Annotated in this window: 22 protein-coding genes; 4 read left to right on the forward strand and 18 right to left on the reverse strand. The window is 39.2% G+C overall.

What is annotated here, in order from left to right:
• Positions 1–79: 79 nt before the first annotated feature.
• From BJ095_RS03080 to BJ095_RS03130, 11 genes are all read right to left on the reverse strand, one after another.
• Positions 80–607: a chromate transporter gene (locus tag BJ095_RS03080; RefSeq protein ID WP_107931989.1), complete on the reverse strand. Its 528-nt coding sequence runs from the start codon at positions 605–607 to the stop codon at positions 80–82.
• Positions 607–1,206, reverse strand: coding sequence for a chromate transporter (locus BJ095_RS03085; protein WP_408056958.1), 600 nt, complete (start codon positions 1,204–1,206; stop codon positions 607–609). Before BJ095_RS03085 ends, BJ095_RS03080 begins: the two co-directional genes overlap by 1 nt.
• Positions 1,196–2,836: a gamma-glutamyltransferase gene (ggt, locus tag BJ095_RS03090; RefSeq protein ID WP_107931613.1), complete on the reverse strand. Its 1,641-nt coding sequence runs from the start codon at positions 2,834–2,836 to the stop codon at positions 1,196–1,198. The genes BJ095_RS03085 and ggt overlap by 11 nt, the downstream gene beginning before the upstream one ends.
• A 24-nt stretch (positions 2,837–2,860) precedes the next feature.
• The gene (locus tag BJ095_RS03095; RefSeq protein WP_107931611.1) at positions 2,861–3,718 is read right to left on the reverse strand and encodes a fumarylacetoacetate hydrolase family protein; all 858 of its coding nucleotides are present in this window, start codon (positions 3,716–3,718) and stop codon (positions 2,861–2,863) included.
• Entirely contained in the window at positions 3,699–4,871 is a 1,173-nt protein-coding gene (locus BJ095_RS03100; RefSeq protein WP_107931609.1) for an amidase, read from the reverse strand. The genes BJ095_RS03095 and BJ095_RS03100 overlap by 20 nt, the downstream gene beginning before the upstream one ends.
• Positions 4,872–5,085: 214 nt before the next feature.
• A complete protein-coding gene (locus BJ095_RS03105; protein ID WP_107931607.1) occupies positions 5,086–6,120 on the reverse strand; it encodes an ABC transporter substrate-binding protein in 1,035 nt (344 codons plus the stop codon).
• A gap of 63 nt (positions 6,121–6,183) precedes the next feature.
• The gene (locus BJ095_RS03110; protein ID WP_107931605.1) at positions 6,184–7,041 is read right to left on the reverse strand and encodes an ABC transporter permease; all 858 of its coding nucleotides are present in this window, start codon (positions 7,039–7,041) and stop codon (positions 6,184–6,186) included.
• Positions 7,042–7,821: an ABC transporter ATP-binding protein gene (locus tag BJ095_RS03115; protein WP_107931603.1), complete on the reverse strand. Its 780-nt coding sequence runs from the start codon at positions 7,819–7,821 to the stop codon at positions 7,042–7,044.
• A gap of 283 nt (positions 7,822–8,104) precedes the next feature.
• Positions 8,105–8,668 (reverse strand): NUDIX hydrolase, encoded by a 564-nt coding sequence (locus BJ095_RS03120; protein ID WP_107931601.1) that lies wholly within the window; start codon positions 8,666–8,668, stop codon positions 8,105–8,107.
• Between the two features lie 27 nt (positions 8,669–8,695).
• Positions 8,696–9,322, reverse strand: a complete 627-nt coding sequence (locus BJ095_RS03125; protein WP_107931599.1) for a hypothetical protein — start codon at positions 9,320–9,322, stop codon at positions 8,696–8,698.
• 48 nt (positions 9,323–9,370) lie between these two features.
• A complete protein-coding gene (locus BJ095_RS03130; RefSeq protein WP_107931597.1) occupies positions 9,371–9,835 on the reverse strand; it encodes a GNAT family N-acetyltransferase in 465 nt (154 codons plus the stop codon).
• Positions 9,836–10,231: 396 nt separating this feature from the next.
• Between BJ095_RS03130 and BJ095_RS03135 the strand changes: the two genes are divergently transcribed.
• Together BJ095_RS03135 and BJ095_RS03140 are read left to right on the forward strand one after the other, a co-directional pair.
• Positions 10,232–10,906 carry an HAD family hydrolase gene (locus tag BJ095_RS03135; protein WP_107931596.1) on the forward strand — a complete coding sequence of 225 codons (675 nt, stop codon included), beginning with the start codon at positions 10,232–10,234 and terminating at the stop codon, positions 10,904–10,906.
• Between the two features lie 179 nt (positions 10,907–11,085).
• Positions 11,086–12,285, forward strand: coding sequence for a mannitol-1-phosphate 5-dehydrogenase (locus BJ095_RS03140; RefSeq protein ID WP_235867554.1), 1,200 nt, complete (start codon positions 11,086–11,088; stop codon positions 12,283–12,285).
• A 455-nt stretch (positions 12,286–12,740) separates the two neighbouring features.
• Here the strand turns inward: BJ095_RS03140 and BJ095_RS03145 are convergent, their stop codons facing one another.
• The 6 genes from BJ095_RS03145 to BJ095_RS03170 form a co-directional block, all read right to left on the reverse strand.
• Positions 12,741–14,099, reverse strand: a complete 1,359-nt coding sequence (locus BJ095_RS03145) for an aspartate aminotransferase family protein (protein ID WP_107931594.1) — start codon at positions 14,097–14,099, stop codon at positions 12,741–12,743.
• A gap of 170 nt (positions 14,100–14,269) precedes the next feature.
• Positions 14,270–15,832, reverse strand: a complete 1,563-nt coding sequence (locus BJ095_RS03150) for a PucR family transcriptional regulator (protein WP_107931592.1) — start codon at positions 15,830–15,832, stop codon at positions 14,270–14,272.
• Positions 15,833–16,006: 174 nt separating this feature from the next.
• Positions 16,007–17,533, reverse strand: a complete 1,527-nt coding sequence (locus BJ095_RS03155) for a CoA-acylating methylmalonate-semialdehyde dehydrogenase (protein ID WP_107931590.1) — start codon at positions 17,531–17,533, stop codon at positions 16,007–16,009.
• A 263-nt stretch (positions 17,534–17,796) separates the two neighbouring features.
• A complete protein-coding gene (locus tag BJ095_RS03160; RefSeq protein ID WP_181417944.1) occupies positions 17,797–18,285 on the reverse strand; it encodes a GNAT family N-acetyltransferase in 489 nt (162 codons plus the stop codon).
• A 134-nt stretch (positions 18,286–18,419) separates the two neighbouring features.
• Positions 18,420–19,016, reverse strand: coding sequence for a nitroreductase family protein (locus tag BJ095_RS03165; RefSeq protein WP_107931586.1), 597 nt, complete (start codon positions 19,014–19,016; stop codon positions 18,420–18,422).
• Between the two features lie 143 nt (positions 19,017–19,159).
• On the reverse strand, positions 19,160–19,696 hold the full coding sequence (locus BJ095_RS03170) for an amidase domain-containing protein (protein ID WP_107931584.1): 537 nt from the start codon (positions 19,694–19,696) through the stop codon (positions 19,160–19,162).
• Between the two features lie 286 nt (positions 19,697–19,982).
• Between BJ095_RS03170 and BJ095_RS03175 the strand changes: the two genes are divergently transcribed.
• On the forward strand, positions 19,983–21,011 hold the full coding sequence (locus BJ095_RS03175; protein ID WP_107931582.1) for a DUF2804 domain-containing protein: 1,029 nt from the start codon (positions 19,983–19,985) through the stop codon (positions 21,009–21,011).
• A gap of 51 nt (positions 21,012–21,062) precedes the next feature.
• Here the strand turns inward: BJ095_RS03175 and BJ095_RS03180 are convergent, their stop codons facing one another.
• The gene (locus BJ095_RS03180) at positions 21,063–21,797 is read right to left on the reverse strand and encodes a glycerophosphodiester phosphodiesterase (protein ID WP_107931580.1); all 735 of its coding nucleotides are present in this window, start codon (positions 21,795–21,797) and stop codon (positions 21,063–21,065) included.
• Between the two features lie 319 nt (positions 21,798–22,116).
• On the opposite strand from BJ095_RS03180, the gene BJ095_RS03185 reads away from it, so the two are divergent.
• The gene (locus BJ095_RS03185; protein WP_181417945.1) at positions 22,117–22,692 is read left to right on the forward strand and encodes a copper resistance CopC family protein; all 576 of its coding nucleotides are present in this window, start codon (positions 22,117–22,119) and stop codon (positions 22,690–22,692) included.
• Position 22,693: the final 1 nt, after the last annotated feature.

A 22,693-nucleotide genomic window follows, 5' to 3' on the forward strand; every position in this document is an offset into this window, starting at 1 on the left:
ACTCTCACACCCAAAAGGCACACAAAAAGCCGCCAACTCATTCCACCTTCAGAACAAGTTAACGACCTAAACTTACTTTTTATAAGAAAAATCCACCAACTACTAGACCAGCCATGATGACAAATGCTGGGTGAATTTTGAATCGCTCCAGCGCAAAATATGCAGCGACCATCAGCACTACTGTTACTAGTAAGCCAATCGCATTGTAAGATGTGTTGAAGAAATCAAATGTCATATCAGCCAATAATATTGCTATTGCTGGTAGAACGAAGCTAGATAAACGTTTTACGCGAGGCGAATTCCGATAGCGGTACAGGATATTCAATAAAATGAGCATCAGTACTAATGATGGTCCAACTGTTGCAAGTAATGCCACAATCGCTCCTGGTACACCTGCCACCTCATAGCCAATAAAGCCCGCCATTTTTGTTGCAATCGGACCAGGTAAAGCATTCCCTAACGCTAATACTTCACTAAATTCACTCGTTGTCATCCAGCCGTAGTTATCAACGACCTCATGTTCTATTAGCGGAATCGAGGACGGACCTCCGCCATAGCCGAGAATCCCCGGGAAAAAGAAGGCTAGAAATAGCTTAAGATAAATCATCATTTATCTGCCCCCTCCTTTTTAATGGGAAGAGCTAAGGCTAATATCAATAAAATCGCAATCACGATTCCTGGATGAATGCTTAATAGAATCATCGCTACAAAGGATGCAGCTAATATAATTGCACCAATTTTCCAGCCCAACGATTTTTTTGATTTCTTTAGGAAATCCCATGTTAATACCCCGAGCATAACCGCTACGACTGGCACTACACCATTTGTCATTCCTTTTACAAAATCAAAATCCTTAAATTCGTTCAAGGACGCAAGAAGAATAATCATCAATACAACTGTCGGTAACACCGTTGCAACTAAGGCAGTCACCAGTCCTAGCCACCCTCCAACTCGATAGCCAATATACCCCGCCATTTTCGTTGCGATTGGCCCTGGTAATGTATTCCCGATGGAGAGCACATCCGAAAATTCTTCGTCGTCCATCATTTTGAAAATGTCTACTACTTCTTTTTTTACTAACGGAATGGTAGAAGGGCCCCCACCAAAGCCTAAAATACCCGATCGGAAGAAGGCGATAAAAATAGCTCGCTGCTTTCCCCAAAACTCCCTCTCTTCAAAGGGTACTGATATTTTTTTAGTAACCAATTGCCACTCCATCTCCTCTTGGGTCTGCACCGCCAAATTTCACATTTGTTTTTTCGTCAATGAAAATTGCCCCCGCATGCCCCATTGTATCCGTAAAATCCTCTAATACTTCAAGCTCATGACCTAAACCGGCAAGCTCATCTCGCACACCTTCATTAATACGATTTTCAACCTTTAAGCTATTGGAGGAAGCTCCCCACGTACGGCCATACAACCATCTCGGCGCTTCGATTGCTTCCTGCACCGACATACCGTAGTCAACAATACGCGTTACAAGGGCAGCCTGGGTTTGCGGCTGACCCTCTCCACCCATCGTTCCATATACCAAAGCTGGTTTCCCGTTCTTTAATAGCATTGCAGGATTCAATGTGTGGAAGCTACGTTTGCGTGGCGCAAGGGAATTTACATGGTTTTCGTCTAGCGAGAAGAAGCTGCCGCGATTTTGAAGTACAATTCCCGTCCCTTCCGGAATAAAACCAGAACCAAACTCGTGATAAATACTTTGAATGAAAGAAACCGCATTTCCGTATTCATCCACCACACCAAACCACACTGTATCACCCTTTGCATCTAGTAGCTGCAATTCTTTCGCAAGACGGCTTTCTTTTATTTTCTCAGCTATCTCCATTCCATGCTGCTCGCTCAACAGTTCATTTAAAGGAATTTGCACAAAGGCAGGGTCTGTTAAATAGCGATCACGGTCGACAAAGGCATGTTTAATGGCCTCTACAAGTACATGATAATAAGTTGAAGAGCCCTCTTCTAAATGCTGCAAATCTATGTGATTTAAAATATTTAAAATAGATAAAGAGGCCATTCCTTGTGTATTTGGCGGTAGGTTGTAGGCTGTGTAATCCCGATATTTTACAGAAATCGGCTCTACCCAATCACTAATATGGGTTTTAAAATCCTCTACCGTTAGTATACCACCATGCTTTTGCAGGTCGGCTACAATTTTTTCAGTCAATTCACTGTTATAAAGATACTCGGCACCATTTTCAGCGAGTAGCTTTAAAGTTTGCGCTAAATCCTCCTGCTTCATAATTTCGCCAGCTTTGTATGGCTTGCCGTCCTTTAAGAAGACCCCTGTAAATTCCTCGAAACGCTGTAAAGCTCGGAACTCAGTATCACCTTCATCCAAATTCACCGTTGTCCAATGCTCCTGACTTGGCGTAACCGGAAAACCTTCTTCTGCATAGCCAATTGCTGACTCTAGTAAGCTTTCCCAAGATAACGAACCTCCCATTTCGGCTTGGGCATAGTTATAGGCCTCGCCCCAGCCAGCAACTGCACCCGGGACAGTGTTCGCGGCAAGCGCTCCACGCGAAGGGATTTTCTCGAAGCCTTTCGACTGATAAAACTCAATAGTTGCCTTCTCTCCAGAACGACCACTCGAATTAATGGCCTTTAGCTCCTTCGACTTTGCATTGTAAATCAACCAAAAGTTGTCTCCACCGATGCCGTTCATATGCGGATAAACCACCCCAATTGTAGATGCCGCCGCAATCGCAGCCTCTATCGCATTGCCCCCTTTTTGTAAAACCGACAGCGCAGCTTGAGAAGCTAGATAATGCGGAGTCGTTACCATTCCTTTTGTTGACATGGTTGTAGCTCGGTATTGCTTTACCATATGACCCATCCCCCTTTTAATCCCCTATAAAACTCGATTCTTCAAATCTAGCAAACCAGTAATCGCACAACCCGCTTCATCTCCACTTTGCAATACATACGAGCCGGGAGTCCCTGTCATAATTAGATCACCTGGCTGCAAAATAACAAATTGCGAAATGTAAGAAACGATAAACTCCGGAGTATACATCATATTGCTAACAGCATTTTCAGCAGCAACCTCTCCGTTATGTATGCTTTGTACAACAAGCTCGGTTAATCTTTCTTTTCCATCTAACAGCTTAATTTGCGGTCCAAAGCTAAAGAATGATTTAAACACCTTAGAAATTTGAACGAATCTCGGGTTTTGAGCATGAATATCCTTAGCCGTTAAATCCAAGGACGTCGTATAGCCACTAACATAAGGCATTGCTTCTTCAGGACTCACCTCATGACACGTCTTCCCGATGATTAAACACAGCTCCCCCTCAGCCGTAACAATCTTTGAAAACTTTGGTAGCTCGATTAATTCATTCATCCCAATTAAGCTTGATGCAGGCTTCATAAAACAAACCGGGGCATCTTCAATTTGCGTTGCCTCTAAATCGATCGCCTTCTCCACATAGTTCATCCCAACTCCGAAAATATGCTGCGGATTACGATAGGGAGCTACAAAGGAGAGCTCTTCGATTTCAAGCTTGTGTATGTCAATCCAATCTGTTTCCACAAGACCTGCTACAGCTTGTTTTAATGCCGCTACAGCACCCCGCTCAACTAGCCCCTCCATCGTTAAAGGAAGCTCTATTCCAGTATGCTCGTTTATACTTTTAATGAGGACAGCCCCATTTTCCAAAAGCAAAACTGGCTGCTCACTATTTTCATAGTTAATGGTTGCTAGATTCATGGCTGCTTCCTCCAAAAAGCTGACGTACAAATTTAAGCAATGAACGATCTTGGCCCTCACTAGCAATAAAGGACAGACCTAAGGCCATACCATCCTCTCTAAAAACAGGTACTGTTACTTGCGGTAAGCCTGCAATTCCCCCAATGCACGTTAATTGCATAGTCATGGCACGAATTGATTCGACTGATTCAGCAGGCGCATTTTTTACCGGAGCAACAGAGGCGGCAGTAGGAAGAACTAAGACGCCATTATCCCCTAATAATCGATTCATAAATTCAGCAATTTCATCCTTGCTATTTACCGCATTTTCATACCCCGAAGCATCAAGCTTACTCGCATCTTTAAATCTTCCATCAATCGCCGCAGAAAAAGTAGGGTTGGTCTCCCGAATCCATTCTCCATGCGCCCTCCAAGCCTCAACACCCTGTATATATTTAAAAAGATGAGGCCATTTAGTTAACTCCTTGGACTCTAAAGTAATATTTTCGATCAAAAGCTCCTTTGGTACTGCCGACAGCAACACTTCTCGATCCTCTTGCGCAAGCTGGCCCCACATTGCTTTTTCCATGAAAAACCTGTTAAATTCGCTCAATTCCGTTTCTGGCAGCAGCACTTCCCCGACCGCTTCGAGGGTTTCGATATCCTTTGCCATCCATCCCACGGTATCAAAGCTTGGTGCCAATGGTATGACTCCCTCTAAGGAAACCGCATCATGAGTTGGTCTAATGCCAAACAAGCCACAATAGGATGAAGGAACGCGAACAGATCCCCCAGTATCAGTTCCTAATGCAAAGCTTACTAATCCGTTCGCCACAGCAGAAGCTGAACCACTTGATGAACCACCGGGAATACAATTAGGATTCACCGGGTTAACAGGCGTACCATAATGAATATTTTCACCATTCAAGCTATACATGAGCTCATCCGTATGAGTCATCCCTTGAAGAGCTGCTCCATTTTCCAGTAAACGTTCAATACAAGGCGCTGTTGATTTCGAGGCTTCATGAGTTTCAAGCCAGGTAGGATTTCCCGCACTATTCCGATGCCCCTCTACGGCAAATACGTCCTTTACCGCAAAGGTCTTCCCACTTAATTTCCCTTCACCCTTCGCTGGCAAAGTAAATGTTCCATCAAAAAACGCATTACTGTCCACAAAACCCCTCCAATCCTATTGATAATCTTTTTATCAGTATAAAAAAATAAACATCTCGCTTCATCGGTAGAATTACCAAATATCCGAAAACGTTTTAGTTAAATTATATAAAAATTCCATTAATTCAGTTATTTTACCTAAAAGGTTACCCGACAACCCAGTAAATGTAAAGAGGCGCCCGCTATTTAACGGTACGCCTCTTGCTCTTTAATTATTATTCTGGTAAATAATCATTCGCGAAGATTTCATTGGCATCAAAGACTTCATCTAACAATTTCAAGTCGTTTAATTGTTGAATTAATGTTGCCCAACGCTCTTCTGTCATGTAACCAACACCATTTTCAGCAGCATCCATGCCATAAACAAAATCAGCCTGGGATTCAGCCTCGAATTTTAAGGATTCTATTTCGATATCTGGATTATCTTGTTGGATGATTTTATTAATCTCCTCATAAGAATCCTCGTACAAGTTCCAGCCTTCAACAAACGCCTTTGTGAACGCACGCACTGTTTCTTCATTTTCCTCTAAGTAATCCTTTGTAACGTACAACACAACATTGTATGGATCGTAGCCCGCATCGGCAATCAACTTCGTTTCCACTTCCACTCCCTCTAGTTCCATGAAGTATGGCTCAGAAGTTAAGAAGGCTTGCGTTACTGCGTCTTCATCTGGAATGAAGTTTACATGCTGACCTGTATAAGCTAATTCCTCAACACCGCTTAAATCATACTGCGTTTTTAAGTATTCCCAATACGTGATACCTGGTTGAATATAAACTTTACGACCATTTAAATCCTCGAAATCCTCAATCCCATGTCCTTTATGGAACATGAATGCTTGCGGACTACCCTGCATCGCAGTAGCAACTGCCACTAGCTCAATCCCTTGATTACGCGCCACAACAATTTGGTCAGCGTGAGCTAAGCCGAATTCTGCATTTCCTGAAGCAACCATGTTGATAGAGGAAACCTGAGGTCCACCTGGTTCAATTGTTAGATTCAATCCGTTTTCTTCAAACAAACCATTTTCTTGTGCCGCATATACTCCACCATGCTGAGCCTTTGCGAACCAGTTTAGGACAAGCTTTACATCCTTCACCTCAGCAGTCTCTTCTTCTGTTGTATCAGAGCTAGATTCCGTTTCAGTTCCCGCAGATTCACCGCCTGTTTCTGTTTCACTGCAAGCGGCTAGAATTACAAACAGTGCCATCATCATAACTATAAAAGTTAAGGTTTTTAATGATTTCATTTTGCTTCTCTCCTTCTAAACAATCTCGTTTATTGTAAGTTTGTAAAACTAGGAAGTTCGTATTTATTTCTCAGCCTCCATCGCCGATTCATGCCAAGATTTCAGCACCAGGCGGCTTACCAGACTAACTATTAAATAGAAAACGATACCGAATAGTGCACCTGCAATCGCACAAGCGAATAGGTAAGGTGTTTTCAACTGGACAGCAGCCACTGTAATAGCGTAGCCAAGTCCACCCTTCCCTCCGCCAATCCCGGCAATGTACTCACCAGTGATTGAACCGATAATCGCTAACGTACAGGAAACCTTTAACCCTGACATGATAAATGGCATGGCTGCTGGAATTCTTAGCTTGACCATCGTTTGCCATTTGCTCGCATTGTACAATTTGAACAAATCGCCCATATTCTTATCAACAGAGTTTAAGCCCATCAATGTATTTGAAACAATCGGGAAGAAACCGATTAAAAACGAAATAATCACAATCGAGTTGAAGCCTGAACCAAACCAAATCACAATGATTGGTGCAATAGCCACAATAGGAATGGTTTGTAAAATTACCGCATAAGGGTAAAGGCTTATCTCCAGCACCCTTGAGCTTGCCAATAACACCGAAATCCCAATCCCTACAACCGCACTTAAAATAAAGCCTATTACCGATTCGAAAATCGTAATTTGCATCGCCGGCCATAATAAATGCCAATCCTTAACGGCCGCAGCTACGACATCAGTAGGTTTAGGGAGAATAAACGGCTTGATGTCCAATAGAGCCGGGATGAATTGCCATAAGGATAGGAAAATCACTAGCGCTAAAATAGGACCCAAATACTTTAGGTTAAATTTTTGTTTGCCCTTCATGACTTTGAGCTTACTAGACTCATTAACTAATTCCGCATTTGTAGGTACCGTTTTAACAGTCATTTAAACCAGCTCCTTTCGACCCATGCTATGTTCAAGACTTTGCGACGCAGCATCGACATACTCTGTGAATTTCGCCGTAGTTCTTTCCCTTGGATAAGTTAAATCAACATCGATTAAATTAGATAATCTTCCTGGACGAGCAGACATCACTGCAATTCGAGAGGATAAGTAAACCGCTTCATAAACGTTATGGGTAACAAATAATACCGTCATCTTTTCACGCTCCCAAATGTTCAATAAATCCATTTGCAAGGTTTGTCTCGTCATTTCATCCAAAGCCGCAAATGGTTCATCCATAAGTAAAAGCTTTGGCTTTGCAGCGAGTGCTCGAGCGATTGAAACACGCATTCTCATTCCACCAGAAAGCTCACGAGGATAGGATTTTATATGGTCTTTCAACCCCACTTTTTCCAGCACACTGATTGCAGTTTCTTTTCGACTCTTTTTATCAGAACCTCTCAATTCTAGAGGCAGCAATACGTTATCCAGTACTGTTCTCCAAGGTAGTAAGTTGGCATCCTGGAAAACAAACGCGACATCATTAGAAGTTTCGATAACAGCTTTCGGGTTTTTCCCAAAAACCTCAACCGTCCCTCGAGTAGCTTCACCTAAACCAGCAACCATCCTTAGCGCCGTTGACTTCCCGCATCCAGAAGGACCTAAAAAACTTATAAACTCTCCTTCTTTTATCGATAAATTTAACTGACTCAATGCAACAGTGCCCGTATTATAGACTTTATCTACTCCCTGAAACAAAACGACCTCTTTTTCATTTACCATCACCACAACCCCTCCCTTAGTAAAATTCAAAAATCAATTTATGTCATATTTCCTTACGTTATTTACGTACATTTTGTAACATATGGCTATTGTATAGTTTTCAGAATCATTTGACATTGTGTAAGGTTGACAAATTAACCGCCATATTTTAGCTACTTTAACTAGAAAAAAGTATAAGAAAAGTAAAACTCGACCAGCAAAGGTGCAAGCTCTTATCTTCTTATGCCACAAAAAATGACTCCAGCAAAAATGCTGAAGCCATCTCATTTATATAAAATTGCTATTAAATCATATGTACGCCAAGCTTTTCGTTCAATTTTTGGTATACGACCTTCATTTCCGGTTCTGTACTTACCTCAATTGCTCTTTCTAATTCAAACCAGCCTATATCACTGTTCTCATCAGGTTTAATGCGAGTCAGTTCACTTTCGCTCGCTTCCAACAAATACGTGACATTTAAGTGAACATGCGTTGCCACATGCTTGCCTTTTTTTACATGTGCAGGTACACCTAAAATTTCAATTGAATAGATTTCCTCCGATATAGGTCTAACATTTTCCAGGCCAGTCTCTTCCTTCGCCTCTTTTAATGCTACATACAATAGATCCATATCTCCATCGGCATGCCCTCCTACCCAAGACCAGGAATTATAAATATTATGGTATGCCATTAACACCTTTGTATGCTCTTCATTTACAAGCCATGCTGATGCTGTAAAATGAGCAAATTCATTTTCTCGAGTAAATAGATTATCAAAAGTGTCCATATAACGAAGAATGATTTTTTGATCCTTCTCCTCCTGTGGATTATAGGGCTTGTACTGCTCAAGCTGTTGTCTCATATTCATAGAGTAATCTCCTTTTAACCTTTTTTGTTATTGTGCCAGCTGTCTATATATTCTTTGAATTCTTCTTAGCTGGGGCTTTGTCATATATGGTTCGCGTTCCTTCAGAGCATGTATAAAATCTGCTTTAGACACCTCTGTAATAGCCAATAAAATACTTTCTGCATGCTGAGGGACTTCCTTAGTCCGACAGTTTTTCAAATGCTCGATTAGAAACGGAACAATCCGCTCATGATTTTGCTCGTTTAATATGGCCAGTTTAGCTAGAGTGAGGATTCCTTTATCGGTTGTAATTACTGAACCCGTTTTCACTGCCAATTTAATAGTATGTAGATGCTTCATCAATACAATAGCACTAATTTCTGTGAGAGTTGACAATACTTGCATTGCTCCCCATACGAATCGGTTATTGGAATCCTTTAACAAATCAATAAAAATCTCTGCGTAGTCACTTATTAATTCTGGTTTAACTCTCCCGATTTCATAGGCAACCTTAATACAATCAGCTTTTATTCGCTTATTAGGATTTGCTAGATTTTCAACAATTTCCTGTATCCCCTCAATATGATTAACTTCCATTAGTTCCCTTGCAAGTTCAATATTCGGACGCTCGTCTTTTCTATTTAATTGTGATGCTAATTTCGTTTGAACAGTCATTTTTTATCCCCCAAAAAGTCTAAAGCCTTCCATTCACTACTATTCCCACTATTGCTTCGTTTTCTTATAGCCAATTAAAGTCATTTTATCATTAACAATTTGTTCAAAATCCGTTCGCTCATATCCCAACTTTTCGTATAGATAACAATTCCCTTTTTCCTCTAAAATCGTATGCAGCTCCCAAGTGTTGTAGTTGGTAAAAGATTGTTCAACTTGTTCGATTGCCTGCTGTGCAATTCCCTTCCCCTGATAGTCCGGAAGCACAAATATTGGGCTAATCCAATAGCTGGCATCCTTCCTAACTATACGGATACCACCTACACATTTTTGGTCCACTACGATTTTAAAGAATGAACTATACTGTATTTTTTCAAATAAACGATTAATCGGCTCATTTGCTGGATTCGTCTCATAATCTAGATACTTTTCTAATAAGGGCTGGAATGCTCTTGTTTGAACATCATGAAGCAACAGTACATCTCCTGCAGTTGCTTTTATTAACTTAATCTCCACTTTTCTAACCCCCACCTTACTACTCACAACCTAAATTCGACAAACTTCTCTCTATTCCCTTTTATAATTTAGTTAAAAAGCAACCATCCAATTCGGTAAAGCAATTGAATATTTTCAATTCAAGCCTTGGCTATTGAAGCCTTATTCAAACCTTTACATCCCCAAGTAATGGCAATAGGCAAAAGGATTCATTCGAAACTTTTTTCTTTTATTAAATAATAGCGTTTTCATTTAGATTAGATTGGGATTTATAGCAAATTTATATTCTAGCAAAATCAGCTCTCCCACTCTAGCAAGCCCTTGAATGATATCTTTATACATGTTAAGGTAGTAATCAATATTCTAATATTTCTAATTATTAGGATATATAATGAAAATTTGAGAGGAGAAATGTCCATGATAAAAGCACTTATTTTTGATTTTGATGGAACCATTATTGATACGGAAACCGCCTGGTATATAACCTTTAGAGATGCCTATAAAACCCACGGTGTTGATTTAACCCTAGAGCAATATTCTCAATGTCTCGGAACGAGCCTCCATTCCTTTAACCCGTACACGCATTTAAAAACTCATCACAATCTTCCAATAGATTTAGAGGAATTCAAACAGCTAGTGCAGCAGCAGCATACTGAAATGATGATAAAGGAACGCGTACGCCCAGGTATCCTTCAATTACTTGAAACCGCCAAATCACAGGGCTTAAAAATCGGTCTAGCAAGCAGCTCCGAACGTTCATGGATCGACAAATTCGTAAAACTACACGGCATCGAAAACTACTTTGAATGTTATTGTACAGCAGATACTGTTAAAAAAGTAAAACCAGACCCTGAACTATATCTACAAGCTTTAGAAAAGCTCGGTGTTGAAGCTAGTGAAGCCATCGCCATCGAAGACTCCCCTAATGGTGCACGTGCAGCAGTTGCAGCAGGCATACCTACAGTTGTTATCAAAAATGACATTACAAACCAACTTCCTTTTAGCGAAGGTCATCACACAATAGAATCTCTAACAAACTATGATTTAGAAAAATTAGCTGAGCTTGTACAACAAAAAGTGCATTCAAGTTAAGTTGGATTGTAAATAAACGGATTGGCGGATATTACTACTAATTGGCGGAAATAAAGAAATAGTTGGCGGATAAATTCTGCTTTCTGGCAGATTTCCAACCCAAATTGGCAGATATCCTAGCTAACTCCATAGCCCGTGTCTGTGTGATCAACCTAACCCTAAAAAGGAGAGTGATACACTTGAATGATGTTAATATTGATAGGCCTAAAGCAGTTCACTTTGGTGCTGGCAATATCGGAAGAGGATTTATAGGTCTTATCTTAACTAAATCTGGTTATGACGTTTGTTTTGTCACTCGTAGCCAAACAAAAATTGAACAATTCAATCTTAGAAAAGAGTACCCTATCACCATTGCAAACGAAACAAAAGATCGTATACTCGTTAAAAATGTGGAGGCTGTTTCTACAGACGATACCCTGTCAGTCGTAAAAAAAATTGTCGATGCGAAAATTATTACCACTGCCCTTGGTGTATCGAACCTACCTACAATCGCTGAGAATATTGCCTTAGGAATTAAAGCAAGAATCATTAAAAACAACAAAAATCCCCTCCACATTATCGCTTGCGAGAACATCATTGGCGCAAGCTCCAAGTTAAAAAAATATGTCTATTCATATCTTCCAGCATCAATGCATGAACAGGCTTCACAATTTGTAGCCTTCCCAAATGCCGCAGTAGACCGTATCGTCCCTGTACAGTATCATAAGGATCCGCTTGAAGTTACGGTAGAGCCTTATTTTGAATGGGTAATTGAAAGCTCCCAGCTACAAGAAAAACTCCCAACTATCCAAGACGTCCAATTTGTCGATTCCCTCGATGCCTATATCGAGAGAAAGCTTTTCACCGTAAATACCGCTCATTGTAGTGCAGCCTATTTTGGCTATTTGAAGGGCTACTCTACAATCCAAGAGGTTATGAAGGATCCACAATTATCGATGGAAGTACAAAAAGTAATGAATGAAACAGGTGAGATGCTAATTGAAAAATATGATTTAGATGAACAAGAGCATAAGCGTTATATCCGCAAGATACTGCATCGTTTCGCAAACCCCAATTTGAAGGATAAAATTGTCCGTGTAGGTAGGTCCCCACTTCGAAAACTATCTATCAACGATCGCCTTGTGAAACCAACTGTTCAAGCTTATGAGCTCGGTATGGATATCTCAAATCTAACAAAGGCCATTGCTGCTGCTCTCCACTTCGACTACATCAAAGACCCAGAAGCAGTAAAGCTTAACGAGGAACTAGAAAAATATGATATCCATCTTGTCATCTCCAAATATCTAGGTATCCCAAAAGCACATCCAATTCATGAAAAAGTCGCTGCCAAATATAAAGAAATTAAAAATAGAAATTTAAAAGTAAAAACCTTAAGCTAAGTAGCTTGGATTTCAGACCTTATCAAGTTAAATAAAAACTCATTTTGTCTAAATATTGTTAGGCTTCCCTCATTGTACCCTGCATTCATATGATTTTTTATTTCGCCGTTGTTATAGTTTGTAATAAACTATCTAGTTACTAACTCCATATGTTGACTCTTTATAAGTACAGTGTTTAATACATCTGTACGTACTCAATGTGCAAATTGTGACAGCTGTGAAAGCTTACAATGAATCCGAAATCGACAAATTTTTAGACAATCGCACCAAAATACTTATCATTCCTATCTAAAACATCCATAACTGAATTGAAAAATCGATTTCTATTCGATTCAATTCGCAAAATAAAACATTTCTCGGGAAATAATTCGACATTTGTCATAATAAATCTAAGAATAGTCTTGCCTCACTTAGCTAAAAAAAGCAGAATAGCTTTTTGCCATTCTGCTTTTTCCTTATTTATTTAAATGATAAATTGCTTCTACAATTGTGTTAATGACGATTTCTATATCTTCATCAGGAATACTTAGGGGTGGAGATAATAGAAGCACATTATTGTATCCAGCTACTGTAGCCCCATTTTTCCCTATGATAACTCCCTTTTCCTTGCACATCGCAATTACTTTGTTTACATATTCGAGCTCTAGTGGCTCTTTTGTTGCTTTATCTTTAACTAATTCAATTCCTATTAATAAGCCTTTTCCACGTACATCCCCTACTAATGGGTGTGTGTTTAATTGGGCTTGTAGTGAAATGAACATTTCTTCACCTTTTAGTGCAGAACGTTCAAACAGCTGCTCTTTTTCCATTATTTCGAGGTTTTTCAAGGCTAATGCACATGATGCCGGATGACCCCCAAATGTATTGACGTGTCGGAAATAGTCATAGTCCCCACTCTCCATAAAGGCTTCATAGATTTCTCGTTTCACAGCCGTTGCAGATAGCGGAAGATAAGCGCTTGTAAGGCCTTTCGCCATCGTGATAATGTCTGGTTTCACTCCATAATTCATAAATCCGAAGGGCTTACCAGTTCGACCAAAGCCACAGATTACCTCATCTACAATTAACAATGCACCATGCTTTTTACATACGGCTTCAATTCCTTTTAAATAACCCTCTGGTGGTACCAGCGCTCCTCCACCAGTTATGATGGGCTCTAGAATCATTGCCGCAATCGTCTCACTAAATTCCCAAGTCATCACTCGATCGACCTCTTTTACACTCGGGATTTCAAGGCTATCGGTATAGCTATCTTCATTACTTCGGTAAGAGTCAGGTGGTGCAACATGAAGAAATCCAGGTGATAACGGCTCATACCGGTATTTACGTTCTGCTTGCCCAGTAGCCGCTAATGCTGCTCCTGTATTTCCATGATAAGCACGATAGCGAGAAACAATTTTAAAACGAGATGCAGCTCCCTTTTGTTGGTGGTACTGTCTCGCAATCTTAAAGGCCGTTTCATTTGCTTCAGAGCCACTATTGGAAAAGAAGATAACATAATCTCCACCTAGCATTTCATTTAACTTTTCAGCAAGCTTAATGGATGGCACATGCCCTTGGGACAGTGGCGTATATGGATTGACAACCATTTGCTCGTAAGCAGCCCTTGCAAGCTCCTCCCGCCCATAGCCTACATTTACACAAAACAATCCAGCCATTGCTTCTATATACTCTTTGCCATCTACATCAGTAATTCGGGCACCTTTTGATTTTTCAACTACTAGAGTTGCATTTGGGTTATAGGGCTTCATTGAATGCCAAACGTATTTTTCGTCCTTCTCTAGTAACTCTTTTCCTAAAGTAGTATCCAACATCCCAGTCACTCTCCTATCTTCATTTTGAGGTAAACGTCTCTCCTTACCTCTTTGAAACGCTTAGTTTACAAATATTATGAAGAAAAAAGAGCTCCATTTCATGTAACAAAATGTAAAACAAAACCAGTTTTTTTATACATTTCGTAAAAACTATCATACGACACACCAGTTTATTTTATTTTCCTCGTAAACTTTCGTGCTAGGAGCATAAATTCTAATACAAGACGGTTTTGCCCGTTCATGAAGTCCTTCCCTATTAAGCTTTCAATCCTCCTTAAACGGTGATATAGGGTTTGGCGTACGATAAATAATCGCTTTGCCGTTTCCTGCTTCGATCCATTCGATTGCAAATATACCTCTAACGTTTCAAGTAGCTCTCCCCCATGCTTTTCTTCGAAATCCACTAAGGGCTGAAGATAGTCTCGAATCATTTCCTCTAAATTTGTATGCTTTTGCATTTTATAAATAAGATGAAAAACATATAACTCATCATAAAAACAGGAGGGAGAATCTAGGTTTCTGGAAATATACAAAGTATCTAAAGCAGTTTGATAGCTTTCATGAATCTTTGTTAAGTCTGTGACAAACTTACCTACAGCAAATTCTTGTCCCATCAACAAATCCGATGTTTCAAGTTTTTGAATGCATTCCCGCAGTCTTTCCTTCATAGGAATCCCATCCTGCCGATTTAGTAAGATTAAAATCAAACTATACTTTTTTTGAATTGCGAAGGGATAAAAGCCTTTCTTGTCAAAGGTTGCATGGCAATATAATTTAAAATAAGTGCTATCCAATTGCTTGTTTTTTTCGTTTCTTGGTAGAGAAATAACTAGAACGGCGCTTTCTTTTTGTTTAAAGTTTGGCCACTCAGATAATATAAACTGCTTTACCTCCTCTTCTGAATGGCCCCCTTCCAACCATTCCTCCAACCATTTCGCATCCTCCATGCCCTTCTTTTCTTCTACATATAAATTTCGAAGCAATACTTGGGCCAATGCCGTAACAGTCCTGTCTAAAATTAACATTTCAAACTCTGTAATTTCACGATTTTCACTATGAAGTGTAATTTCACCATAATTATGTTCAAATAAATAAATTGGATAGATTGTAAATTGAGAGGAGGTAGCAACGCATTTCTTCTTTTCTAAAAGAAGCTCTCTTTGCTTTTTCGTCATATTAGGATAGAAAATAGCAACTTGTCCTTCAACCTCAAAAATGATTTGAATTTGCAAAAAGTTATAAAGGATTTTTAAGAGCTGCTCGGCATTTTGTGTAGATAATATTTCTTTGTTTAAAAGTTGGGAGTAATTTTCTAGTTGAGTCATCTTAGAATATTGATGATTAATGATGAGGGTATGTAAATCTTGTGTAATTTCTACAAAGCGTACTTCTTCATGAAAGACGATAATCGGGAAATGATGTAGATTTGCCAGTGCAAGGATTTCGGTCGGGATACTTTGTATGTAATCTCCATATTCAATACAAAGACCAGAGCAATTTGTTTCAATTAGCCCCTGTACAAATTGCAGGAAAATTTCTGAATTTTGCTTAAAGCTAACACCAGTCGTTAAAATAAGCTCCTGCCCCTTCAATAGCTTCTGAGCATTCGTTACCTCCAGTACATGCACCCATTTAATTGGATTTTGAGCTCCATTAAATCCGGCTACTAACTCGGCCTGTTTAAAGTGTATATTGGTGAGAATATCATTGATTTGCAATGAAGTTTTGTTCATCTTATCCCTCCTCTAGCAAAATACCTGCCATACGCTATTTATACGTTTTTTAAATTAACTATATTTTAATAGAACTCAAGCAGTTTAGCTATAAATATCTGATAATTCAAAATAAGAGCAAAAAAAAAGATATCTAAAAAGTTGATAGGACAACCTTCTAGACATCTTAGGACATTATTGGTCTTTTTCGTTACTTGGAAAGGCAAAGGATGTAGTTGTTTCATCATCTACACTTAGCCATTTTTCTGAAATGGTTTTTACTTTAGTAAAGAAACGCGCCTGATCTGGGCCGAACATATAGCCTTCTCCAAATTTCGAACGCTTCCATCCACCAAAGTTATAATAGCCAACCGGGATTGGAATTGGTACGTTTACACCGACCATCCCAACTTCAATTTCCTCTTGGAATTTACGAGCTGCTGCACCATTATTCGTGAAAATAGTAACCCCATTTCCTAATTCATGGTCATTTATAAGCTCAATCGCTTCCTGTAAGGTTTCCACTCGCACTACAATTCGAGCAGGTCCAAACACCTCTTGCTGGTACACTTCCATCGCAGGAGTCACCTCATCTAACAAGGTTGGCCCTAAATAGAATCCGTTTGAGGTTTCGCAAATGCTAGGGTTACGTCCATCGACAACAACCTTCGCACCTTCTTCAATACTTCGATTTATATATCCCTCAACCATTTCCTTTGACTGATTTGTAATAACAGGTCCAAAATCCACATCATCCTCTGTATATGGACCCACCTTCAACTTTTCAACCTTTTCTTTTAGGACTGCGACAAAGTTATCTGCCGTCTCTTTCCCAACTGTAATCGCTCCAGAGATCGCCATACAACGCTGGGAGGCTGCCCCATATGCAGCTCCAATAAAAGCATTGGCCGTTTTTTCCAAGTCTGCATCTGGCATAACAATCATAAAGTTTTTCCCGCCACCTAAGGCTGCAACCCGTTTGTTATAATTCGTTCCTGTTTGATAAATATATTCAGCAATTGTTGTTGAACCAACAAAAGATACAGCTTGAACAGTTGGATTTGCTAACAATTCATCAACCGTTTCCTTATCTCCATTGATCACTGTCCAAACGCCATCTGGAAGCCCTGCTTTTTTCCAAAGCTCTGAATAGAAAAGAGCAGACATGGGGACTTTTTCAGAAGGCTTAAGAATAACAGAATTCCCTACAGCGACTGCCATGCTTGTTTGAGCAAAGGGCACCATCACAGGGAAGTTAAATGGAGAAATTGCTGCAACTACACCTAAAGGAGCCTTTGTTGAAAAGGCATTGATATTACCTCCAACATTGACTGAATACTCCCCTTTTAATAAATGTGGTGCATTAATGGCAAGATCAACTGATTCTAAGCCACGCGTGATTTCTCCCTTTGCATCCTCACGCGTCTTTCCGCTTTCAGTGCAAATAATCTCAACTAACTCCGCCTCATTATCCTTCACAAGCTGCCTGAACTTCATAACTATTTCCGCACGCTTTCCAACGGACATGTTTTTCCAAGCAGGAAAAGCTTTTTGGGCCACTTCGATGGCTTTCTGAACTTCCTCTTTTGTCGCTAAAGGAACCTGTGCAATCACTTCCCCGGTAGAGGGATTATACACATTAGAAAATCGTCCACTTGCACCCTCTACTAATTCGCCACTTATAAAATGATGTAACTCTTTTACCTTTTGTTCAACTGTCACACTACAGCACCCCTTTGTGTGGAATAAACTTATTTAAAAGCTAGACTTCTTGAATTACTATTAATTTACATGAATTATTGTCCTACCGAAATGGACACTTAGTAAACAATGAACCAACAGTGTTTAACAATCTGTATAAACTAAGGGCTTCCTCTCTTTACAATACATATTCTCCCGCTCTTAAATAGATTCTCATAAACGAATAAACTAAAAAAACTACAAGCTTTCTAACTTAATAGAAGAGTTTATAGTTTTTATATCTGCTAGCTTAACAGGTCAATAAGCTGATTTACTTCTTTTTTCATCGAGACCACTATAGTATCATCGCCATTTATAAGCTTAGTAGTTTCTTCTTCAAATATTTGATAGCCCTGATTTGTATATAATCGGATATTTCGTTCCACATTTTTCCTTACCTTACAGCGCACTTCTCGTACTGTATTTTGTTTTGCATATACCTCAAGCGCCTTTAATAATTGTTTTGCAAAGCCCTTTCCCCTGCATTCAGGCAGTACAGATAATCGATAAAAGTGCATGACATTTTCAATTACTTGAAATCGTACAGCTGCAACGGGTTTCCCATTCTGATCATAGCCAATAAATGCTGTTGCGCCGTTTTCTAAATCCTGTTGAACAGTATCAATAGTTTCCTTTGACGCACTTGAGGGTACTCCAGCTTGTTCGTATTCTAGATATGCTTGTAACATGATGTTGTGAATAACTAGTGCATTTTTCGAAAGCTCGATTTGCATATTAATCACCTTTTTATCATAAATATACATACAATAGAATGAAAATACAAGTTAAATAAACTGAAATTTCTATAAATTATCCAAAAGAAAAAGCTTACCCAAAGCATACTCTGGATAAGCTTTACCATTATATTTTATAAGCCTTCGATTTCACTTTCACTTTCTCCAAAAAACGAGACAATCTCATCGCTCTTTTTGCGTTCTGCTGCTTTAGGAATATCATCGTAATATCCCATTTGAAGCATAGAAATAATTCGCTCGCCAGATTTTACACCAAGTGCTTCACGAAATTCTGGAGCATCAAGGAAATCTGGAGTTTTCCAGCAGGAGCCGATTCCATAATCCCAAGCAAGTAATTGAATGTTTTGAATAAACATACTTGCTGCAGCATAATCCTCTAGTCTTTGCTTTTGACGGACATCTTCTGGAACAATCACAAATGCATATGCCCCCGGTAAAGTGAATTTTTGCATTTGTTTTTCTAGTACATCCTCAGAAAGCTCTTTCCATTTAGGAATGGCCGTATCTCGTAGAAGCTTGTGTAATTCTAAAATCTCTTTGCCGCATGCTGCTACTAGTCGCCACGGTTCTCTATTTTTATGATTTGGTGCCCAAACTGCATCATCGATAATTTGTAGTAATACTTCGCGATCAACTGGTTGACCATTGAACTTTTTAATCGAACGTCTCCCAATTATTGCTTCGCGAATAGATAAAGAATGTTGGTCCATTTGTTTCTCTCCTTAAAGAAATTAACTAAATATAGAACTATAGTAATGTTAACCTCTCAATTAACCTTAACATATATTTCGTACATTTAAAATATACTTAGCAATTCCCATTTTTATACAACGGAGAATTCAAAGTAAACCTTTTAGTTAAACATATCATCTATTCTAAAGAAGTAGTACCGAATATTAGGCGTATAAGCTAATGAGTTGGAATAGTCATAATGACGATCCGCACTGTCAGCAGTATGGGCATGGATGTATGGAACACCGTCTATCATACTCGTCACAATCGTTGTATGATCCACAACACCATTGCCTTGAAAATCGTAGCAAATAACATCACCAATTTGCAGGTCTGAAGGGTTTTCTACTCGCTTTGCCGTAAGACCTGACCTCGCATTTTCCAAATACCAACGAAAACTATGTGCAACAGACCAGCTATAGCTCCACGTTTCTTTTGAAAAGTGACCATCCGTATTATGACCACTTCTCCACCCATCTGTAATCCACCAACCGCTTCCACGGTTTGGTGCCCCTGTCATCGGCGCGCCACCTGCAAGCAAGCATTGTGAAACAAAGTTTGTGCAATCCACTAAGAATGCGGGAAATTCCGGGTTTTTCTTATCCCACCACGCTCTTGCGTACTCAACAACAGCATTACGATTATAATAAGTCGGAATTTGATAAACCTCCTTTTTTTCATTCTATGCAGTTTTTTGCGCATCTTTCGTATTTTTGAATACTCAGTGGATAATTGTGACAATTATTTAATAATTTGCTATGTCTAAAGAAATGCTGCTTAGATTTTGCTACAATAAAACTAATTCACATTTTTGGAGAGAGAAATTTTATATTAAAAATATTACAAATACTTGAGGGTTGATATATTTACTAGATAAAAATCATATTTTACTTTCAATGGAACAGATACTTATACTAGATAACTTGATTGAGAGGATGTTGGAATTGACGCAGCACGCTGAAAGAGAAATAACTGAACTAACAAGGCTTTGTGATAAAAAAGGCAATTTGAATCCAGAGGCTATTGGTTTTGCTCGTAAACCTATCATCGATTGCAACTTATCTGGTCATTATTTACGAAAGAAAAAGTGGAATAATTGGTACATCTATGGAGAAGAAATCTTGTTCTCTATATCAATTTGTCATTTAGATTATGCTGCGGTTTGCTTTGTGAACTTCTTAGAGTACGAAACACAGCGCTTCTTTGAAAAAATCATAACAATTCCTCTTGGTATCGGAAGCAAGTTAAAAATGCCAACTAGAGTATTAGAGCCTATTGAGTTCAAAAATAATGAGATTCATATTAATATAACGTATTTTCAAAACCAAACCTATTTAAAGGTTACCTCTGACAATTTTGATAGTGAGCCCCTTCTAGCAGAATTGAACATCCATCATCCACAGGAGGATGATACATTAAACGTTGTCGTTCCTTGGAATCGTCAAACCTTCCAATTTACCGCAAAACACCATACTTTACCGACATCAGGCTTTGTGAAGCTCGGAAATCGACTCTATCATTTTAATGAGGAAGATTGCTATGGAGTTCTTGATTACGGTCGAGGTGTTTGGCCACGCGAAGCTAAGTGGAATAGAGCCATGGCCTCTCAGCGTGTCCGCGATCAACGAATCGGCTTAAACTTCGGTGGACAATGGACTGATGGAACAGGGATGACGGAAAATGCCGTTTTCGTCAATGGACATATGACGAAAATCCATGAAGATGTGCTATTTAACTATGATTCTTCCAATCTCTTGAAGCCTTGGTATATCACATCAAAATTCTCAGATACCGCCATGCTAACCTTCCATCCATTCTTTGAGCACTATGGAGAAATGGATAAAAAACTAGTGAAATCCAATAACCAGCAATTGGTAGGCTATTTTAACGGCCAAATCAAACTTGACGATGGCTCTACACTGTTAATTCAGCAAATGCTCGGGTGTGTCGAGGCACATCAGGCAAAGTGGTGAAAAAAGGCGACCTTCATCTATATGGAATGGTCGCTTTTTTTCGTGGATATCTTACACGTTTACACTATTCTCTTTTATAAACACCATCATCTTCTCTGGTTCATCAGTAAAAATAGCTTCTACACCACTGTTTACAAGCAATATCACATGCTCCACCTCATTAATTGTCCAAACACGTACTACAGAGCCCCTTTGGATAGCCTCTTGTACAGGTCGACGAAGTGCAGAGGGTAATGAAACATGCAAAGCCTTGGCAGGGAGTTTTTCTTGATATTCAACTATCTCTAATATTGTGTTAACAAATAGTGCAGCATTCTCAATATTTGGAGCAAGTTCAGCTACTCGAGCTACTGCTTCGTGGTCAAAGGATGAGATTACAACCTGCTCCTGCATTCCTAGTGCTTCAACCTCTTTCAGTACTAGTTCCTCCATTCCAGCATAAGCAAAAATATCGGATTTCAGCTCAATATTTACTCGAAGGTTCGTATCACGGAAAATAGTTAATACTTCACTAAGAGTAGGAATGGTTTCACCGGCAAATTCCTTACTAAACCAGCCACCATAGTCAAATCCGCGTAACGCTTGTAGTGTCATATCTTTTACAAAGCCCTGGCCGTTAGAGGTACGGTTAATGGATTCATCATGAATAACAACAACCTGCTGATCCTTTGTTAAATGCACATCGAACTCTACCCCATCAATTGGTAAGTCAGCTGCAGCTCGAAAAGCAGCTAAAGTATTTTCAGGATACTTCGCAGAATATCCGCGGTGAGCATATATTTTCATAACAAGACCTTCCTTTAACCTGAATTTTTACAATAACCATTCTTGATAACACTCTATCTAAGTTCTATAGTATCAGTTCAAAATTAACAAACCACACTCAAATAATTAAATTCATGTAAAGATTCTTGGCAATTTATAGTCTTATTTTAAAGTTCCATATTCATATACTTTCAACCTCTAATCTCCTTTGCTGCTAAAAAAGTTCATAGGATTGTTGGAAAGCCCTATACAAGTCCCTAACCTTAAACCCTTCTTAAAGGCTTTTATCAAAGGAAATATGCTACAATTTAACCGAATTTATAAATTTGGAGGTTTTTTTGTGCTAAAAAAATTCCTAATCGTTTCTTTTATCTTTTTATTTACTTTTGTAAATAATGCATTTGCGCATACACATATTGAAAGCTCCTCCCCACAATCTGGTGAAGTAATAACTGAGGAATTAAATGAAATTCAATTAACCTTTGAAGGAAAAATTGAACAAAATAGTTCCTTCACACTTCAAAATACGGCAGGCGAATCTATATCAATCGATCATATTTCAGCAACTAACACTATATTGACTGGTACCCTTTCTACTCCTTTAGAAAATGAAGAATACGTTATTAACTGGACTATTATCGGTGCTGATGGCCATGTCATGGAGGGAGAAGTACCCTTTAAAATGGACTTACCTACAGCACAAACAAACGAAAATACTGAAGATGGCGCAGTAGATGTCGAAGTGACCGATGCAGACCTTAGTATAGCTACAAGTGAATCAGAGTCTGCTGCTGAAGTGGATTTAGCTGAGAGTGAACCTGTTGAAAAAAAGTCCTATCTAGCACCATCACTTATTGGCGTGCTTATTCTGATTGTTATCGGTAGCTTCATCTTTTTCGCCAAGAGGAAGCAATAAT

Origin of the sequence: Ureibacillus chungkukjangi, from assembly GCF_003217295.1 — a bacterium.
GTDB classification, from domain to species: domain Bacteria; phylum Bacillota; class Bacilli; order Bacillales_A; family Planococcaceae; genus Ureibacillus; species Ureibacillus chungkukjangi.

Bases quoted from the DNA above. Each gene is read 5' to 3' on its own strand.
- BJ095_RS03080 (WP_107931989.1), bottom strand. From the start codon at position 607: ATGATTTATCTTAAGCTATTTCTAGCCTTCTTTTTCCCGGGGATTCTC.
- ggt (WP_107931613.1), bottom strand. From the start codon at position 2,836: ATGGTAAAGCAATACCGAGCTACAACCATGTCAACAAAAGGAATGGTA.
- BJ095_RS03095 (WP_107931611.1), bottom strand. From the start codon at position 3,718: ATGAATCTAGCAACCATTAACTATGAAAATAGTGAGCAGCCAGTTTTG.
- BJ095_RS03105 (WP_107931607.1), bottom strand. From the start codon at position 6,120: ATGAAATCATTAAAAACCTTAACTTTTATAGTTATGATGATGGCACTG.
- BJ095_RS03110 (WP_107931605.1), bottom strand. From the start codon at position 7,041: ATGACTGTTAAAACGGTACCTACAAATGCGGAATTAGTTAATGAGTCT.
- BJ095_RS03115 (WP_107931603.1), bottom strand. From the start codon at position 7,821: ATGGTAAATGAAAAAGAGGTCGTTTTGTTTCAGGGAGTAGATAAAGTC.
- BJ095_RS03120 (WP_107931601.1), bottom strand. From the start codon at position 8,668: ATGAATATGAGACAACAGCTTGAGCAGTACAAGCCCTATAATCCACAG.
- BJ095_RS03125 (WP_107931599.1), bottom strand. From the start codon at position 9,322: ATGACTGTTCAAACGAAATTAGCATCACAATTAAATAGAAAAGACGAG.
- BJ095_RS03135 (WP_107931596.1), top strand. From the start codon at position 10,232: ATGATAAAAGCACTTATTTTTGATTTTGATGGAACCATTATTGATACG.
- BJ095_RS03145 (WP_107931594.1), bottom strand. From the start codon at position 14,099: ATGTTGGATACTACTTTAGGAAAAGAGTTACTAGAGAAGGACGAAAAA.
- BJ095_RS03150 (WP_107931592.1), bottom strand. From the start codon at position 15,832: ATGAACAAAACTTCATTGCAAATCAATGATATTCTCACCAATATACAC.
- BJ095_RS03160 (WP_181417944.1), bottom strand. From the start codon at position 18,285: ATGCAAATCGAGCTTTCGAAAAATGCACTAGTTATTCACAACATCATG.
- BJ095_RS03165 (WP_107931586.1), bottom strand. From the start codon at position 19,016: ATGGACCAACATTCTTTATCTATTCGCGAAGCAATAATTGGGAGACGT.
- BJ095_RS03180 (WP_107931580.1), bottom strand. From the start codon at position 21,797: ATGAAAATATATGCTCACCGCGGATATTCTGCGAAGTATCCTGAAAAT.